Origin of the sequence: Leifsonia sp. Leaf264, from assembly GCF_001422325.1 — a bacterium.
Lineage (GTDB): Bacteria > Actinomycetota > Actinomycetes > Actinomycetales > Microbacteriaceae > Orlajensenia.
The window spans coordinates 599,043-614,546 of the sequence record NZ_LMMR01000007.1 but is presented as its reverse complement, the minus strand read 5'-3'; the positions used below and the strand labels follow the sequence as shown (position 1 = coordinate 614,546).

17 protein-coding genes are annotated in these 15,504 nt (G+C 68.8%); 3 read left to right on the top strand and 14 right to left on the bottom strand.

All coding sequences use genetic code 11. From position 1 onward, the window contains the following. Nucleotides 1-81 precede the first annotated feature (81 nt). Nucleotides 82-429, top strand: coding sequence for a hypothetical protein (locus tag ASF30_RS18650; protein ID WP_055910173.1), 348 nt, complete (start codon nucleotides 82-84; stop codon nucleotides 427-429). Between the two features lie 36 nt (nucleotides 430-465). Here ASF30_RS18650 and ASF30_RS18645 read toward each other — a convergent pair whose 3' ends face one another. Then, complete coding sequence (locus ASF30_RS18645) at nucleotides 466-1,647, bottom strand: MFS transporter (RefSeq protein WP_055910170.1); 1,182 nt, start codon at nucleotides 1,645-1,647, stop codon at nucleotides 466-468. Nucleotides 1,648-1,747: 100 nt separating this feature from the next. Between ASF30_RS18645 and ASF30_RS18640 the strand changes: the two genes are divergently transcribed. Beyond that, entirely contained in the window at nucleotides 1,748-2,215 is a 468-nt protein-coding gene (locus tag ASF30_RS18640) for a winged helix-turn-helix transcriptional regulator (RefSeq protein WP_055910168.1), read from the top strand. Nucleotides 2,216-2,248: 33 nt separating this feature from the next. Here ASF30_RS18640 and ASF30_RS18635 read toward each other — a convergent pair whose 3' ends face one another. Genes ASF30_RS18635 through ASF30_RS18615 form a run of 5 tightly spaced genes read right to left on the bottom strand, consistent with a single transcriptional unit; the run spans nucleotide 2,249 to nucleotide 7,691 of the window. Next, nucleotides 2,249-3,136: a 1-phosphofructokinase family hexose kinase gene (locus tag ASF30_RS18635; protein ID WP_162240778.1), complete on the bottom strand. Its 888-nt coding sequence runs from the start codon at nucleotides 3,134-3,136 to the stop codon at nucleotides 2,249-2,251. Continuing rightward, a complete protein-coding gene (locus tag ASF30_RS23035; protein ID WP_162240777.1) occupies nucleotides 3,133-3,615 on the bottom strand; it encodes a hypothetical protein in 483 nt (160 codons plus the stop codon). Before ASF30_RS23035 ends, ASF30_RS18635 begins: the two co-directional genes overlap by 4 nt. Then, nucleotides 3,615-5,459: an IlvD/Edd family dehydratase gene (locus tag ASF30_RS18625; protein WP_082468055.1), complete on the bottom strand. Its 1,845-nt coding sequence runs from the start codon at nucleotides 5,457-5,459 to the stop codon at nucleotides 3,615-3,617. Before ASF30_RS18625 ends, ASF30_RS23035 begins: the two co-directional genes overlap by 1 nt. After that, complete coding sequence (locus ASF30_RS18620) at nucleotides 5,456-6,823, bottom strand: family 4 glycosyl hydrolase (RefSeq protein ID WP_055910162.1); 1,368 nt, start codon at nucleotides 6,821-6,823, stop codon at nucleotides 5,456-5,458. Before ASF30_RS18620 ends, ASF30_RS18625 begins: the two co-directional genes overlap by 4 nt. 31 nt (nucleotides 6,824-6,854) lie before the next feature. Then, a complete protein-coding gene (locus ASF30_RS18615; protein WP_055910159.1) occupies nucleotides 6,855-7,691 on the bottom strand; it encodes a fumarylacetoacetate hydrolase family protein in 837 nt (278 codons plus the stop codon). Between the two features lie 86 nt (nucleotides 7,692-7,777). On the opposite strand from ASF30_RS18615, the gene ASF30_RS18610 reads away from it, so the two are divergent. Continuing rightward, a complete protein-coding gene (locus ASF30_RS18610; protein ID WP_055910156.1) occupies nucleotides 7,778-8,476 on the top strand; it encodes a hypothetical protein in 699 nt (232 codons plus the stop codon). 13 nt (nucleotides 8,477-8,489) lie between these two features. On the opposite strand, the gene ASF30_RS18605 is transcribed toward ASF30_RS18610, so the two are convergent. The 8 genes from ASF30_RS18605 to ASF30_RS18570 are packed head-to-tail and all read right to left on the bottom strand — an operon-like array spanning nucleotide 8,490 to nucleotide 15,358. After that, nucleotides 8,490-9,170 (bottom strand): polysaccharide deacetylase family protein, encoded by a 681-nt coding sequence (locus tag ASF30_RS18605; RefSeq protein ID WP_055910153.1) that lies wholly within the window; start codon nucleotides 9,168-9,170, stop codon nucleotides 8,490-8,492. Continuing rightward, nucleotides 9,167-9,532: a hypothetical protein gene (locus ASF30_RS18600; protein ID WP_055910151.1), complete on the bottom strand. Its 366-nt coding sequence runs from the start codon at nucleotides 9,530-9,532 to the stop codon at nucleotides 9,167-9,169. Before ASF30_RS18600 ends, ASF30_RS18605 begins: the two co-directional genes overlap by 4 nt. An 11-nt stretch (nucleotides 9,533-9,543) precedes the next feature. After that, nucleotides 9,544-10,422, bottom strand: coding sequence for a class II fructose-bisphosphate aldolase (locus tag ASF30_RS18595; protein ID WP_055910149.1), 879 nt, complete (start codon nucleotides 10,420-10,422; stop codon nucleotides 9,544-9,546). After that, the gene (locus ASF30_RS18590) at nucleotides 10,416-11,195 is read right to left on the bottom strand and encodes a DeoR/GlpR family DNA-binding transcription regulator (protein WP_055910147.1); all 780 of its coding nucleotides are present in this window, start codon (nucleotides 11,193-11,195) and stop codon (nucleotides 10,416-10,418) included. The genes ASF30_RS18595 and ASF30_RS18590 overlap by 7 nt, the downstream gene beginning before the upstream one ends. Continuing rightward, nucleotides 11,179-12,186 carry a D-2-hydroxyacid dehydrogenase gene (locus ASF30_RS18585; protein ID WP_055910144.1) on the bottom strand — a complete coding sequence of 336 codons (1,008 nt, stop codon included), beginning with the start codon at nucleotides 12,184-12,186 and terminating at the stop codon, nucleotides 11,179-11,181. Before ASF30_RS18585 ends, ASF30_RS18590 begins: the two co-directional genes overlap by 17 nt. Continuing rightward, nucleotides 12,183-13,100 carry a carbohydrate ABC transporter permease gene (locus ASF30_RS18580; protein WP_082468051.1) on the bottom strand — a complete coding sequence of 306 codons (918 nt, stop codon included), beginning with the start codon at nucleotides 13,098-13,100 and terminating at the stop codon, nucleotides 12,183-12,185. Before ASF30_RS18580 ends, ASF30_RS18585 begins: the two co-directional genes overlap by 4 nt. Before the next feature lie 9 nt (nucleotides 13,101-13,109). Next, nucleotides 13,110-14,051 (bottom strand): carbohydrate ABC transporter permease, encoded by a 942-nt coding sequence (locus ASF30_RS18575; RefSeq protein WP_082468049.1) that lies wholly within the window; start codon nucleotides 14,049-14,051, stop codon nucleotides 13,110-13,112. Then, nucleotides 14,051-15,358, bottom strand: coding sequence for an ABC transporter substrate-binding protein (locus ASF30_RS18570; protein ID WP_055910141.1), 1,308 nt, complete (start codon nucleotides 15,356-15,358; stop codon nucleotides 14,051-14,053). Before ASF30_RS18570 ends, ASF30_RS18575 begins: the two co-directional genes overlap by 1 nt. Nucleotides 15,359-15,504: the final 146 nt, after the last annotated feature.

Genomic DNA, 15,504 nt, shown 5'->3' with positions numbered 1-15,504 from the left:
CGCCGACACAGGTCGGGGCATTGACACGGACGAGGACCAGCGCCCCTTGCCCAGGGGAGGTGCCGGTCGTACCGTCGAGGCATGACCGAGAAGCCGGCAGGACCCAGGCCCGAGCGACTGGCCGGCCGTGAACTCCTCGACGCCGTGACGGCCGAGCTGCAGAAGCAGCCCGACGTCGCCGTCGGCAGGATGTTCGGCTCCGAGGGCTACTCGGTGCGCGGCAAGCTGTTCGCCTTCGTCTCTACAGACGGCTCGCTCGTGGTCAAGCTGCCGGCCGAGCGCATCGAGGCGCTCGGCCTCGACAACATGGTGATGCACGGTGGTCCGGCGAAGGAGTGGGCCTCGGTGCCGTTCGCCGACGGCGCCGATCGGTGGCGTGCGATCTGCGAGGAGGCGCACGCCTTCGTCGACGAGATCACGCCGCGGTAGCGCCCTCCGTCACCGGCGGGCGACCCGCGGATGCCGCTACGCCGCCAGCGGCATCCGTCGCTGCGTGTTCGCCACGACGAGAGAGGCGACGCCGATGAGCAGGATGATCGGGGCGCCGATCTCGAGGGCGGCCTGCAGGCCGACGGAGGTGGCGAGCACGCCGAGGCCGAGAGCCGCGACGGCCTGCACCAGGTAGCCGATCACGTAGGCGGCCGAGATGACGCCGGCGCGGTGGTGCGCCGGGGCGCTGGCCGTCACGAGGCCGAGTCCGCCCGAGAACATCAGGCTGTAGCCGGCGCCGGCGACGAGCGAGGCGACGATGAAGGCCGGCAGGGAGTGCGCGAGGCCGGCGACGATGAGCAGGCCGAGTCCGGCCGTCGCGAAGACCGGGCCCCAGGTCACGGCCAGTCGGGGCCGCAGCGGCCGCGACAGCACGGCGACCACGCCGATGGCGACGGCCGAGAGCGAGATGATGGCGCCGTCGACGAAGGCGTTGTCGCTGCGCACCAGGTCGCGGGCGATCTGCGCGCCGAGTGCGAGGAAGATGGCGCCCATGGCGTAGGCCGCCGAGATGCCGAGGGTGCCGGCGATGAAGGACGGGCGCTCGCCGAGCGGCATCCGGGGCAGGCGCGGCTGCCAGCGTTGGCTGTCGTCGCGCACGTGCCGCGGTAGCAGGTACGCGGCGACGGCGACCACGACGATGACCGCCGTGAGCACCCAGAAGCTGAGGTGCATGGGGGCCGGCGCGTACTGCACGAGGGCTCCGCCGACGAGGGTGGCGAGGGCGAGGCCCGTGGCTGTCGCCGCCGTCGTCGCAGAGCTCGCTCGACGTGCGCCATCACGACCGCCGAACTCCACCATCGCCGCCGTCGCAGGACTCAGCGAGAGTCCGACACCCACGCCCATCAGGGCACGGCCGACGAACACCCAGGCGAGGTCCGGTGCGAGTCCGAACACGACCGATCCAGCGCCGAGTGCCCCCAACCCCATGAGGATGACCGCTCGGCGGCCGATGACGTCCGAGAGGTTGCCGAACACAATGAGCACGGGCACGAGCACGATCGGGTAGACCGCGAAGATCGCCGTGCTCACGGCAGGAGGCAGTCCCCACTCCTGGGCGTACAGCGGATAGACCACCGTCGGCGCCCCGCTCGCCCACAGGGCGAGACCGGCGACCGACGCCGCCGTCCAGAAACTCCCGCGCTGCGACAACGTCATGCGGCTCCGCCTTCCGAGCTCATCCGAGCCCCACCTGGATTGGTTTGTCGAAGTTAGCATGCTGACTACGTTTCTCCTACTCAGTTGCTATGATCGCTTCATGGACAGCACGCCGACCCCTAGCCTGGAGCGCTGCTCCATCGCCCGCAGCCTCGAGGTGCTCGGCCAGAAGTGGTCGATGCTCATCGTGCGCGAGGCGTTCTGGGGCCGCACCAGGTTCGCCGAGTTCCGCTCCCGACTCGGCGTCGCCCCCGACGTGCTCACCGATCGACTCGGCCGGCTCGTCGACGCCGGCATCCTCGAGCGGCGCCCCTATCGCGCTGACGGGGAACGCGAGCGCGAGGAGTACGTGCTGACGGATGCCGGCACCGCCCTGCTTCCCGTGCTCGCCGCAATGAACGCCTGGGGCGACGAGTTCCGTCCGACGGGCTTCGGCTCGGCCGCCGTCTACACCGACCGGGCCACGGGGTCACCGGTGCGGCTGGCCTTCCTCGACGCCGACGGAGTCGAGCACGATACGGCCGACGTCGCCGTCGTGCGCGGGCCCGGAGCGGCATCAGTCGCCTGAACGACTCGGCCGGTCACCCCTACGACCAGCGGATCACGCCAGTCGGCCCTGACCGGGCACGAGGGCATTGCGCTCGGCGGCATCAGCGGCCGCACTGAGGGTGTCGGCCCAGCCGAGGCCGCGATCGAGAGCCGCGACGAGTCCGCCGAGGAAGGCGTCACCGCTGCCGGCCGAGAAGCGGCCACGGCGCCGCGGTGCCGCCACAGTGCCTGTGAACTCGACGCTCGATGCCGCTGCACCGCGGATGCCGTCGGTCACGACCGAATCGACGGCGTACCGGGCACGCAGCTCGCGGCACGCCGTCGTTCCGTCGGGCAACGCCGCCGTCTCGACACCGAGCAGCTCGGCCGCTTCCGAGCGGTTGATCTTGATCAGGTCCGCCGCGACGACGCAGGCCCGGAGTCCAGCGCCGGAGCCGTCGATGACGACGCGTGCAGCCATCCTCCGCGCCTCCAGCAGCAGCTCGACCAGCTCCTCGACGACGACACCGTCGGGGATCGATCCCGAGAGCACGAGGTAGGCGGGTCGGTGACGCTCGAGCGCCAGCTCGACGGCGGAACGGATGCCGCGCCACTCCTGCGCGCTCACCGGGGCGGCCCGCTCGTAGACGTCCGTACTCTCGGGCGCATCGCCGTCTTCGACGATGGCGACACAGGTGCGGGTCGGCGCAGCGCTGGGCACGATGTCGGCCGTGACGCCGTCTCCCGCGAGCATCTCGTCGATCCACGCCCCGGTGTGGCCGCCGAGCGGTACGACGGCATGCACCTCGGATCCGAGGGCGGCCGCGACCCTGGCCATGTTGAGAGCCTTCCCGCCGGCGACCCTGGTGACGGATGCCGGTCGCGTGATGCCGTTCACCGCCAACGACGACACCTCGTAGGTGACGTCCAGGCTCGGCGACAGGGCGAGAACCAGGATCACGGGCGGTGCTCCCACGGACGCACAGCGCCCAGCACGCGACCCCGTCCGTCGTCGAGCACGGCAACGGCAGCGGCGGAGATCTCGGCTGCATCGTGCCACGCGGTCGATCCGTCGGCCTCCGCACGCCAGCCCAGCTGGAGCACGTTCGGCAGCACGACGAACTCGCCGAGCGCCGGGTCGGCGGCCGCGCTGACGCGCACCTCGACGACTGCTCCGTCGACCGCGGCGCGCACCACGTCGAGCGACGCGTCGCTCAGCGCCGGCGCGTAGACGATCGCCGCGTCCCATCGGCGTCCCGCGAGCGCCTTCTCGAGTCGCTCCCGTTGTGCCGCGTCGACGAACAGCGCCTCGACGCCATCAGGGAGGCGGCGGTTGCGCGCGACGCCCGTCACCCGCCAGTCGCGCGACGCGAGAATCGTCGCGGCGGGGCCGAGGACCCCGGATGCCCCGACCACGAGCACGCGCCGATCCGCTGTCATCAGAAGGCCTGCGGCCCGACCGCGGCGCCGCTGCGCCCCTGCAGGAAGTCGAGGTCGAGGCCCTCGTCGGCCTGGGTCACATGGTCGATGTAGAGACGGGTCCAGCCGCGTTCGCTTCCGGGAACCGTCCGCGGACGCCAGTCCCCGCGGCGCGCCTCGAGCTCCTCGTCGGACACGTCCATGTGGAGTGAGCGGTTGGCGACGTCGACCGTCACCGTGTCCCCTGTGCGCACGAACGCCAGGGGTCCGCCGGCCGCGGCCTCCGGCACGACGTGCAGTACGACGGTGCCGTAGGACGTACCGCTCATCCGTGCATCCGAGATGCGCACCATGTCGGTGACGCCGGCCTCCAGGATCTTGCGGGGCAGCGCCAGGTTGCCCACCTCGGGCATGCCCGGGTAGCCCTTCGGACCGACGTTGCGCACGATGAGGATGTCCTCGGGGTTCACGTCGAGGTCTGGGTCGTCCGCGTCCGTCAGGTAGGCCTGCAGCGAATCCCACACCAGCGCACGCCCGGTGTGCTGCATGAGCTCGGGCGTCGCGGCCGATTGCTTGATCACGGCGCCGCGCGGAGCGAGGTTGCCCCGCAGGACCGCGATGCCGGAGCCGACCGGCTTGACCGGGTTGTCGAGCGGGCGGATGACGTCACGATCGAACACCTCGGCGCCGGCGTAGTTCTCGCCGAGGGTCGCTCCGGTGACGGTCAGGGTGTCGCGGTGCAGCAGATCGCCCAGGGTCTCGGCGAAGCCGGCGGTGCCACCGGCGTACTCGAAGTCCTCCATGAGGAACCGGCCGCTCGGCATGAGGTCGGCCAGCACGGGGATGTCGCGAACGAGGGAGTCGAAGTCGTCGAGGGTCAGCTCGACCCCGACGCGACGGGCGAGGGCGAGCAGGTGGATGACCGCGTTGGTGGATCCGCCGAGCGCCGCGTTCGCGCGCACGCCGTTCTCGAAGGCCGCCCTGGTGAGGATCTTCGACGGCCGCAGATCTTCTGCCACCATCTCCACGATGCGCCGTCCGGCGAGGTGGGCTGCCACCGCGCGCCTGGAGTCGTTGGCCGGCAGCGACGCCGTTCCCGGCAACTGCATGCCCATGTACTCCGAGATGCACGCCATGGTCGATGCCGTGCCCATGGTCTGGCAGTGCCCCTGGCTCCGGGCCATGCAGCCCTCGGCCTCGGTGATGGCCGTGTCGTCCATGAGGCCGGCGCGGTACGCCTCGGTGAACTTCCACACCGAGGTTCCCGAGCCGATGTCGGTGCCGCGATGCTTTCCGTTGAGCATCGGTCCACCGGTGATGAGCAGGGCCGGGAGGTCGACGGATGCCGCCCCCATCAGGTACGCGGGAGTGGTCTTGTCGCATCCGGCGAGGAGTACGACGCCGTCGAGCGGATTGGACCGGAGGGTCTCCTCGAGGTCCATCGCCATGAGGTTGCGCAGCAGCATCGCGGTCGGGCGCACGATCGGCTCTCCGGCCGAGGTGGTCGGGAACTCGAACGGCACTCCCCCGGCCTGCCAGATTCCGCGCTTGACATGCTCGGCGAGGGCGCGCAGGTGGATGTTGCAGCTGGTGAGTTCACTCCACGAGTTGGCGATGCCGATGATCGGGCGTCCACGGAAGCTGTCGTCGGGCAGCCCTTCGCTTCGCAGCCAGGCTCGATGCATGAATCCGGTCTTGCCTTCGGCGGCGAACCACTGCTGGCTGCGGAGGCCTTCGCCCCACTCGTGGGTTGGCACTCCCGTCCTGGCGGCGAACGCGGTGTCCTCGGCCGCTGCGCGCTCCTCGGCGGCTGCGCGCTCCTCGGCGGCTGCGCGCTCCTCGGCGCCGAGGTTGCGGGCGCTCATGCGAACCTCGGCAGGTGCTGGGCCTGTGCGGCGAGCAGGTCGTCGGTGAGTGCTGCTGCGGCGTCGACATCGACGATCGCGCCGTCGGCGATCATCGCCTCCACGACGAGGTCGCGGTCGCCGTGCAGGGCGGCATCGACCGCGATGTCGACCGAGCTGAGTCGCCGCGCCAGCACGGCGGTCAGTGGCTTGCCCAGGTCGGGAACGGCGACCGGGCGGATGCCGCGGGCCGTCGCGACTCCGGGGATCTCGACGGCCGACCAGTCGGGCAGCCCCGGCACCAGCCCGTTGTTGACGACGTTGCAGGAGAACATCTCGCGCGAATCGAACGTGATCGAGCGGATGATCGCGATCAACTGCTCCTGCTCGCCGCCGCTGCGCTCGAAGATCGTCTGGTCGAGTGGCTCCTCGCCGAGGGCCTGGCGCTTCATGCCCTGGTAGCGGTTCTCGCCCCATTCGAGGATCTCGGGGAGGCTGAAGGCATCCACCCCGAGCTTCTTGCCGTAGTAGTCGCCGTTGGCGAAGCGCTCCGGGAAGAACTCCACGACGTGCCGGTCACCGGCTGCGGCGAAGGCTCCGTAGCGCTCGAACAGCTCCCAGGCGAACGGATTGTGCCACGCCGTCGGCTTCTCGTAGAAGATGTTGCCGATGTCCGCCGGATCCGGGATCTCCGCGAGTTCACGTCGCACCCGCTCGCGCACGAGAGGCCAGGCGTCCCGGCCATCGAGCCGGAAGTCGTAGATGAAGGTCAGGTGGTTGATGCCGGCGTACAGCGTCGACGTGCGCTCGAACGGGGCGTCGATGAGCTGAGCCAGCTCACGTTGGATGTGGTGCATGCCGTGGCAGAGGCCGACGACGTCGAGCCCGGTCTCCTGGTGGATGGCCTGCACGTTGGCGGTCATCGGGTTGGAGTAGTTGAAGTAGAACGCGTCGGGGGCGAGTTCGGCGATGTCGCGCGCGATCTCGACGAGCACCGGAGTGGTGCGCAGCAGCCGTGAGATGCCGCCGGGCATGATCGAGTCGCCGACGGGCTGGTAGATGCCGTGCCTCTGCACGATCTCGTGGTCGAGCTGCCACGCGGGCCGTCCGCCGACTCCGACGCAGGTGACGATGAAGTCGGCACCCGGCAGGACGGAGCGGCGGTCGGTGCTACTCGTCACCCGGATGCTCCCGCCCACATCGCGGGCCTCCACCATGGATCGGGCGAGGCTGGTGGCGACGTCGAGGGCGACGGGATCGACATCGACGAGCCTGATCTCCCAGGCGCCGAGGTCGTCGGCGCCGATCAGGTCGGCGAGAAGGCCTCGGGTGAACACGGCGGATCCCGCTCCGATGAGAACGAGGACGCGGTCGGCGGTGGGCATGGTGCTCCTTTGCAGTGGTTCCAGTCTGGGGCTACGCGACGAGCGAGCGGTACACGATGCGGTTGCGCAGCTCGCCGATGCCCTCGACACCGACGGTCACGACCTCGTCGTGCTGCAGGAAGCGGGCGGGCTCCCGGAAGGCCCCTGCCCCTGCCGGCGTTCCGGTGAGGATGAGGTCACCCGCCTGGAGCGTGACACCGTCGCTGATGAAGGCCAGCAGGGTGGCGACGTCGAAGATCATGGCCGCCGTGGTGTCGTCCTGCAGGGTCACGCCGTCGACCGCCGTGTAGATGCGGTGCGACTGCGGGTCGCCGAACTCGTCGGGCGTGACCAGCCACGGACCGACCGGGGTGAAGCCGTCGAACGACTTGCCGCGCGTCCACTGCACGTCGCCGAACTGCACGTCGCGGGCCGAGAGGTCGTTCGCGACGGTGTACGCCGCGACGTCATCGAGGGTCGCCGGCGTCGCGCCGCCGCAATCGCGGCCGATCAGCACGGTGAGCTCGGCCTCGTAGTCGACCTGTGCGGTGAGGTGGTCGGGCACGACGACGGTGTCGCGCGGGCCGGCGATCGAGCTCGAGTACTTGGCGAACGTGAGGGGTCGCTCCGGCTGCACGATGCCGGTCTCGCTGGTGTGGTCGGCGTAGTTGAGTCCGACCGCGATGATCTTGCCGGCAGAGGTCACCGGCGCGAGGAGCTCGAGGGCGGCCTCGTCGACGGCAGGCCACGAGGCCGAGGCCCCGGAGCGAACCGAGGCGATCGCGGCGAGGGCGTCATCCACGTGGCTGCTGGGAGCCAGCCGGATCGAGGCCTCGTCCTTCACGACGATGCGGGGCTGTCCGTCGACGACGGCACGGGCGATTCTCATGTCTCTCCTCCGGGCGGAGCTTCCGTGCTCCTCGCCCTCGTCCAACATCTTGTCACAAACACGCAGAAATGAGCAAGAATAAGCAAATGCATTCATTCGATCCCGCTGTCATCGGACCCGACCGCTCCACCGCCGGTCCCGTCTCCCTCGCTCAGGGCGTCTACGGCGCCCGCGGAAATCTCGAGCTCCTCGCCTGCGACGAACTCGACGGACTGTGGGTGTTCTGGTTCAACGCCGACCTCGACTCCGATCCGCTCGAGACGCCGGACGTTCCGCCGGGATCGTGGAGCGCCGGTCTGCACTTCGCCGCGGGAGCGCGGTACCGCCAGGCCGACATCCTGCAGTCGACACTCGGCCCCGACCATCTCGAAGTGCTCGCGTGCACCGACGACGGCGTACTGGAGAGCTGGTTCTGGTCGCCGGGGCCTGGCTTCGCGCGGCGAGCCGCCGCAGTGGCGACGGGGGTGCAGCACTTCGCTGCGAGCATCGACCACGGTGTGCTGCGGGTCACCGTGGTCACCGGCACCGGATCGATCGTTCATCTGGCGTCGGATGCCGTCGGCTATCCCGACCGCCACTGGGAGCGGGCGGCCGATGGACCGGAACCGGGGTCCGACCACGCGGCGCTGGCCGCGCTCGGCGCGGCGGGCATCGCTGTCGACGGGATCCGCGCCGGAACCGCCCGCCTCGCGTCATCGACGCGGGCGGGCGGAACCGTCGAGCTCACCTGGCGCGATGCGGAGGGACGCATCCGTCATCTCGGACTCCCGACGCCTCGCGGGTGAGCGGGAGCCCCCGCTAGTTGACGCGGTGGATCATCGTGTTGGCGAACTGGTAGCGGTAGCCGGCGGCCTGCACCGCCGCATCGTGCCGCGGGGCCTGGCCGTACGACGAGCCGTGCAGCCAGACGAAGGCGGGAGCCTCCTGTCCGGTCACGGCCTCGAGCTGCCGCTTCGACTCGACGACCTCGCGCTCGATGTCGGCATCCGAGAGCACGGTGTCGAAGCCCTCGTGGTGCGCCGTGTGCGGATAGACGACGTGGCGCTTCGACAGCTCGGCGACCTCGTCCCAGCTCATGGCGATGCGGCCGCCCTTGGTGTCCTCCTCGACGAGCGAGATCCAGTGCGCCCGCGCGAAGGCCTCCTGGTGCTCGGGATCGCAGTCCACGAATGAGGTGGCGATGGGGAACCAGCCGGTGAGGCCGAGCTCGTCGCACAGCGGGGCGGCCACGGTGGCCGAGTTGCGATAGCCCTCGTAGAACACCGGGATGAGCCCGGGCTTGTCCTTGTGCCAGGTACCCGTCTCGAAGAGCCTGTCGAGGTCGTCGAGCGTGACCGACGAGTAGTCGCGAGCGAAGCCTGCGAGCTCGGCGGCGAGCTCGTCGCGGGCCGACATGGGCGTGGAGTGGTAGTTGACCACGCGGATGAAGTGCCCGTCGCGCAATTGCTCGCGCTGGGCGGTGAACGACGGCTGCGTCATGCTGATGCCTCCCGGGCGTCGGTGATGGGCGCCGCTGCCGGCGCGAAGTGGGTGTAGGCGAGAACCTGCATCGCCGTGATCACGGCGCCCTCGTCCTCGTCGCGCGCCCACGGCACCAGGGCGGCGCTGTATCGGTCGAAGACGTCGGCGAAGCGGTTGCCCTCCGCGATCTGGGCGGAGTCGGTCGGCGCGGGGATGGCCCGACGCTCGTCGGCGAGGCCGAGCACCATCGGGATGCCCTCGCGCTCGAGGCGACGGTCGTGACAGGCACGCATGAGCCCGACGATGTCGCCGGCCTCGAGGAGTGCTGCTGCCGTGGGCTCGCCGTCGTGCGACGTCGGCCCGGTGACGGAGGCTGACATGGGTGTTCCTTTCAGTGGTTCGAGTTCGAGCCGACCGGAGTCGGGGGCACCGGGTTCGACGGCACCGGGGTCGAGATGACGCCAAGCAGGTGCGCCACCGAATCCGAGATCGCGGCGCGCGCTGCAGCCAGCGCGGCTCGCGGATCGGGACCAGGACCGGCCGCAGCAGCGAAGGCCGCCGAATACGCTGCGGAGAGCTGCGTGCCGACGTTCACCTTGCGGATGCCGGCGGCGACTGCGGCGCGGATCGCCGCGTCAGCGACTCCCGACGAGCCGTGCAGCACCAGAGGCACGGGCAGGGCGGTGGCGATCCGTCTGATCAACGCCGTGTCGGGCTCCGCTGTGCGCTCGGTCATGGCGTGCGAGGTCCCGACGGCGACGGCGAGGCCGTCGACGCCGGTGGCCGCCACAAAGGCAGCGGCCTCGGCCGGGTCGGTGCGCACGCCAGGGGCGTGGGCGCCGTCCTTGCCGCCGATCTCGCCGAGCTCGGCCTCGATCCAGAGGCCGCCGGCTCGTCCAGCGGCAGCCACCTCGGCCGTCTGGGCGACGTTCTGCTCGTACGGCAGGGTCGAGGCGTCGAACATGGCGGAACCGAATCCGAGGTCGGCGCAGGCCAGTACGAGAGCAGCGTCCTCGCAGTGGTCGAGGTGGAGGCCGACGGGCACCTGAGCCTGTTCGGCCAGGGCGAGGCATGCGGCGGCGATCGGTCGGAGACCGCCGTGGAATCGCACCGCGTTGTGGCTGATCGAGAGCAGGACGGGCAGCCCGACACGCTCGGCCCCGGCGACGATCCCCTCGGCGTACTCGAGGGTGATCACGTTGAATGCGGCGACGGCGGGCAGGCTCGCGCCTTCCGCCCCCGCGAGGAGACGGGCGGTGTCAGTCAGCATGTCTCGACGTTCACCCCTGCCGCGCGGAAGTTGTCGAGGATGGCGGCATCCGCCTCATCGTCGACGATGAGGGTGCCGATTGCGCTCGTCGGAACCAGGCGGGCGGGGCCGCGCTGGGTCAGCTTGCTGCGGTCGGCCAGCATCACGAGCTCGCGCGCCGAGGAGGCCAACGACCTGTCGGTCTGGGTCTCGCCCAGGTTCGTGCCGGTGACGCCGATCTCGGGGTCGATGCCGAACGCTCCCGAGAACACCTGGTCGATGCCGAACTCGTCGAGCCCGGCGATCGTGAGGTGCCCGAGCAGCGACATCTCCTGCCGTCGGAGCAGGCCTCCCAACACGATGATCTCGATCTCGGAGTACTGTGCGAGGCGGTTGACGACCATGAGACTGTTGGTCAGAACCGTCAGTCCTCGCACGGAGCCGAGGAACGGAAGCATGGCTTCGGTCGTGGTTCCGCCGAGGATCAGTACCGTGGAGTGGTCGACGACATGCGCGACCGCAGCCTGGCCGATGCGGCGCTTCTCATCGGCATAGGCGACCTCACGGAGGGGCCGCAGCGGTTCGACGTCGTCGGTCAGCGGAGCGGCTCCACCGTGGACGCGCTCGATGAGTCCACGCTCCTGGAGTTCGTTGAGGTCGCGACGCACCGTCGACGTGCTCACGCCGAGCAGGCGCGCCATCTCGTTGACGGAGCCCGTGCCGTAGGCGCGGATGTAGTTGAGCAGCTCCCGCTGACGCTTCGGGCCGAGCAGTGGTTCAGTAACCGGAGACACGATCGACCTCATTCACGAGTGGACGGCCGTCGGCCAGCCGGGACAGGTTCTCGACGACGAGGTCGAGTGTTTGTGCATGGTACTGCGGGGCGAGCCCCGCGACGTGCGGCGTGACGAGCGTGCCGGGTTCCGACCACCAGGCAGACGCCGCCGTCAGCGGCTCCTCATCGAAGACGTCGAGTGCGACTCCCGCGATCGCACCGCTGCGGAGGCGATCGAGCAGCGCCTGCTCGTCCACGATCCCACCCCTCGCGATGTTCACGACGAGGGCGCCAGCGGGGAGCAGGCCGAGCTCGCGGGCGCCGATCATGTCGCGGGTGAGCTCGGTGAGCGGCACGACCACCACCAGGATGTCGCTGCGCCGCATCACCTCATCGAGGCCGCTCATCGGCAGGATCTCCGCCCGGTCGGCACCGGCCGTCTGGCGCCCGGTGTCGAACTTCTCTGCGGCGGGCGCAGCGGAGCCCGTGCGGCTGAGTCCGAGCACGTTCATGCCGAAGGCCGTCGCCAGGCGTGAGATCTCGCGGCCGATCCGGCCGTAGCCGATGATCCCGAGCGTGGCGCCGGGGAGCTGGCGCGGAGTCAGAGTCGACAGTCGATCGGCGTTCGTCGGCCAGCTGCGATCGGCCCGGTGCCGTTCGATGAGCGGCATCCTGTGCGCCAGCTCGAGCACGGTCATCATGGCGTACTCGGCCATGGGAACCGGCGCGATGCCGCCGAGCGTCGCGATCGGGATCGTCGTGTCCCACAGGGTGGTGCGGCGCACGTGATCGACGCCCGAGGTGTCGAGCTGTACGCAGCGGAGTCGCGGCACCTGGCTGGCTTCGGGGAACCACTCGCTGGTGTGGAGCATGTCGAGGCGATCGAGCAGCTCGGGATCAGGCTCCTGACCCGCGGCCAGACGATGAATGGCGACATCGGGCGCCCGGCGCCCGAGCTCCTCGAACCAGGACTCGGGGAGGGACAGTGTGCAGAGGTAGTTCAGGCTCATTTGATTCCACTCCTCGCGAAGCCCTGCACGAAGTACCGCTGGAAGACCAGGAAGAGGATCACCATCGGGAGCACGGAGACGAGCGCGAGCGCCATGATGGCGTTGTAGTCGGGGGTGGTCTGGCCCTTCAGGTAGAGCAGGCCGATGGGCAGGGTGAACAGATCGTTGTCCTTCAGGGCGATCAGCGGCCAGGCGAAGTCGTTCCAGCTGCCCATCAGGGTCAGCAGGGTGAGCACGGCGATCAGCGGCTTGCAGAGCGGGAGCACCACCTGGAGGAAGATGCGCAGGTGGCCGGCACCGTCGATGCGGGCGGCCTCGATGATCTCGTCGGGGATGCCGATGAAGAACTGGCGTGCCAGGAAGATGCCGAACGCGGCTGCGGCACCGGGCAGGATGACCGACCAGTACGTCCCGTAGATCCCGAGCCCGGCGACCAGCTTGAACTGGGCCACCATGATGGCCTGCACCGGGATCATCATGGTGGCCAGAGCCAGGATGAAGACGGCATTGCTGCCGCGGAACCGCAGGCGGGCGAAGGCGTAGCCGGCGAGCAGGTTGCCGACGACCGTGAACGCCGTGACGAAGGCGCCGACGACGACCGAGTTGACGAACCAACTCGACACGGGGTACTGGGCGAACACCTTCGTGAAGTTCTCGAGGGTGAACGTGCTCGGCCACAACCTGAGTCCGGGTTCGAAGACCTCTCCCCGGGGGGAGAACGCCACCACGAGCATCCAGTACAGCGGGAAGATGACGATCACGGCCACGACGATCGCGATGATCGTGCGCCAGACGATCCCCTTGCGAGCGCCGAGGGCGCCAGCGCGATTGCGGCGACGGGTGTTCCTCGCCGCTCGACGGTCACCGAGGATCTCGGCGTCGGAGATCTCGAGAAGTGCTGTTGTCTGTGTCATGTCGCTCGCCTATTCGACCAGGTCACGGGTGCGGCTCGTCTTCCACTGGATGAAGGTGAAGGCGAGGGTGATGATGAGGATGACGATGCCGATCGCCGCCCCGTAGCCCTGCTCTCGGATCTGGAATCCGTTGCGATAGGCATAGGTGACGAGGACGGATGTCGAATTGCCGGGCCCTCCGCCCGTCATGACGAAGATGAGGTCGAAGACCTGGAATGACGCGATGACGTTCATGATGAGGAGGAAGAACGACGACGGACCGACCAGCGGAACCGTGATCGACCGGAACTGCTGCCAGCGGCTCGCGCCGTCGATGCGCGCGGCCTCGTAGAGTTCGGGCGAGATGCCCTGCAGGCCGGCCAGGTAGATGATCATGTTGAAGCCGACTCGCAGCCAGATCGCCACGATCACGACCGAGATCATCGCCGGCACGCCCTGCGACTGCCACGCGACGGGCTGCAGGCCGAGGGCGACGAGGATCTTGTTGATGAGTCCGTTCGACTCGTAGAAGATGATCACCGCGATCATTCCGGACGCGACCCCCGAGATGACCATCGGGAGCACGATCGACGTGCGGAACACCCCTCGCGCCGGAAGCACGGAGTTCAGCAGGACGGCCAGGCCGAGGCCGGCTGCCATGTCGATCGGCACTGTCAGGAGGGTGAACACCACGGTGTTGCCGAGGCTCTGCCAGAAGACGGGATCGCTGACGAGCTTGATGTAGTTCGCCAGGCCCACCCATTCCGGTGTCCCGAAGCCGCGCGTGTCCTGGAAGGAGATCACGAGCGCCCACACGATCGGGATGAAGAGGAACACCGACATGAGGATGAGGTTGGGGGCGATGAAACCCCATCCGACGAGTGATTCCTTGAAGCGGGCGGCGCGGCGCGCCGCCCGCGGCCGGGTCGACGTCGGTGCGCCCTCCCGGCCGCGGGCGGTGAGTACTGTCATTACTTCGTTGCTTCCTTGATGGCTGCGGTCAGATTGGCCAGCGTATCTTCCGTGGACTGTCCGCCCGTGAAGGCCGCCTCGAGCTGATCCTGGAGTGCCGTGGAGATGGCCGCCATGGCGGGTGTGGTGAGCTGCTTGACGTCACTCGGCTCAATGGTGGTCGCCTGCTCGACGAAGACGGGCATCACGTCGGGACGTACCGCGAAGGTGATCGCGTCGCCCGCCAGGTCGGTCCGGGTGGGCAGCTCGTTGGTCACCGCACAGAACGCCGACATGCTGTCGGCCTGCACCATGAACTTGAGGAACTCCGAGGCGAGCTCCGGGTTCTTCGTCGCCTTGGTGGCGACGAGGGCGTTGCCTCCGAGATCGGTGGCACCGCGCTCGTCACGAGGCATCGGCACGCTGGTCCAGTCGAACTTGTTGAAGTAGTCCATGTCCGGCACCAGGAAGGAGCCGATGAACGCCATCGCGGTCGTGCCCTCGGCGAACAGCGAGTCCGCGTAGGTCGATGCCTTCGTCGAACTCGTCGGCGGCACCCAGCCCTTGTCGAAGAAGTTCTTCGTGAAGTCGAGGGCCTTCTCGCCAGCCGCAGAGTCGATGGCCGGCGTCTTTCCATCCTTCTCGAGCAGGGCGCCGTCGGCCTGGAAGAGCCAGCTCAGCCAGCGGGGCGCCCCGCCCAGCTGCCAGTTGTAGACGAAGGGGTACTTGTCGGCCGGAAGGGATGCACGCAGCTTGGCCGCAACGTCTCCGAACTGCTCCCACGTCCAGGCGTCGTCCTGGCTGGTCGGCAACGTCGCCGGGTCGATCCCGGCCGCCTTGAGCATGTCCTTGTTGACGAGCAGCGCCGACACGTCGGTCTGGTGCGGAACGCCGTAGGGCTTCCCGTCGTACGAGACCGCCTCCCACATCGCGGGAACGAACGCCTTGGACTCGTCGTCGGAGACGTACGGGCTGAGATCGAGCAGCTGGTCCTGGCTGGAGTAGACGCCGAGGTTGCCGTAGTCGACGCGGAAGACGTCGGGAGCGTCGCCCGATGACAGCTGGGCGTCGATGTTGGAGAACATCTGGTCGTAGGGAACGACGTTGAGCTTCACCTTCGCGCCGTCGTGCTCGGCCTCGAACTTCTTGATGAGGTCCTTGAACGCGCCCTCCTCGGACTCGCTCGCCCACGTGGTGAAGGTGATGTCACCGGATGCGGAGTCGCCGCCCCCGCTCCCACCGCCGAATCCTGAACAACCGGCGAGCACGATGGTGCTGGCCATGATGATGCCGGCAGTGCCGATCACCCTCTTCTTGCTGAGTTTCACGCTGCGATCTCCTTCGTGATGTGACGGCGGGACGCGGTGCTGCGTTGCGCCAGGTGGTTTCAGGCAGTATTCATCATTTCGTCCCAATTAGTCAATAACTTCCATATCTTGCTCATTTCTGATTGAATCTGCTCAGGTCACCGTGA

What these genes read in the sequence shown, in the direction of transcription:
- ASF30_RS18650 (WP_055910173.1), top strand. Translation starts at nt 82, where the DNA reads ATGACCGAGAAGCCGGCAGGACCCAGGCCCGAGCGACTGGCCGGCCGT.
- ASF30_RS18645 (WP_055910170.1), bottom strand. Translation starts at nt 1,647, where the DNA reads ATGACGTTGTCGCAGCGCGGGAGTTTCTGGACGGCGGCGTCGGTCGCC.
- ASF30_RS18640 (WP_055910168.1), top strand. Translation starts at nt 1,748, where the DNA reads ATGGACAGCACGCCGACCCCTAGCCTGGAGCGCTGCTCCATCGCCCGC.
- ASF30_RS23035 (WP_162240777.1), bottom strand. Translation starts at nt 3,615, where the DNA reads ATGACAGCGGATCGGCGCGTGCTCGTGGTCGGGGCATCCGGGGTCCTC.
- ASF30_RS18625 (WP_082468055.1), bottom strand. Translation starts at nt 5,459, where the DNA reads ATGAGCGCCCGCAACCTCGGCGCCGAGGAGCGCGCAGCCGCCGAGGAG.
- ASF30_RS18620 (WP_055910162.1), bottom strand. Translation starts at nt 6,823, where the DNA reads ATGCCCACCGCCGACCGCGTCCTCGTTCTCATCGGAGCGGGATCCGCC.
- ASF30_RS18615 (WP_055910159.1), bottom strand. Translation starts at nt 7,691, where the DNA reads ATGAGAATCGCCCGTGCCGTCGTCGACGGACAGCCCCGCATCGTCGTG.
- ASF30_RS18610 (WP_055910156.1), top strand. Translation starts at nt 7,778, where the DNA reads ATGCATTCATTCGATCCCGCTGTCATCGGACCCGACCGCTCCACCGCC.
- ASF30_RS18605 (WP_055910153.1), bottom strand. Translation starts at nt 9,170, where the DNA reads ATGACGCAGCCGTCGTTCACCGCCCAGCGCGAGCAATTGCGCGACGGG.
- ASF30_RS18600 (WP_055910151.1), bottom strand. Translation starts at nt 9,532, where the DNA reads ATGTCAGCCTCCGTCACCGGGCCGACGTCGCACGACGGCGAGCCCACG.
- ASF30_RS18595 (WP_055910149.1), bottom strand. Translation starts at nt 10,422, where the DNA reads ATGCTGACTGACACCGCCCGTCTCCTCGCGGGGGCGGAAGGCGCGAGC.
- ASF30_RS18585 (WP_055910144.1), bottom strand. Translation starts at nt 12,186, where the DNA reads ATGAGCCTGAACTACCTCTGCACACTGTCCCTCCCCGAGTCCTGGTTC.
- ASF30_RS18580 (WP_082468051.1), bottom strand. Translation starts at nt 13,100, where the DNA reads ATGACACAGACAACAGCACTTCTCGAGATCTCCGACGCCGAGATCCTC.
- ASF30_RS18575 (WP_082468049.1), bottom strand. Translation starts at nt 14,051, where the DNA reads ATGACAGTACTCACCGCCCGCGGCCGGGAGGGCGCACCGACGTCGACC.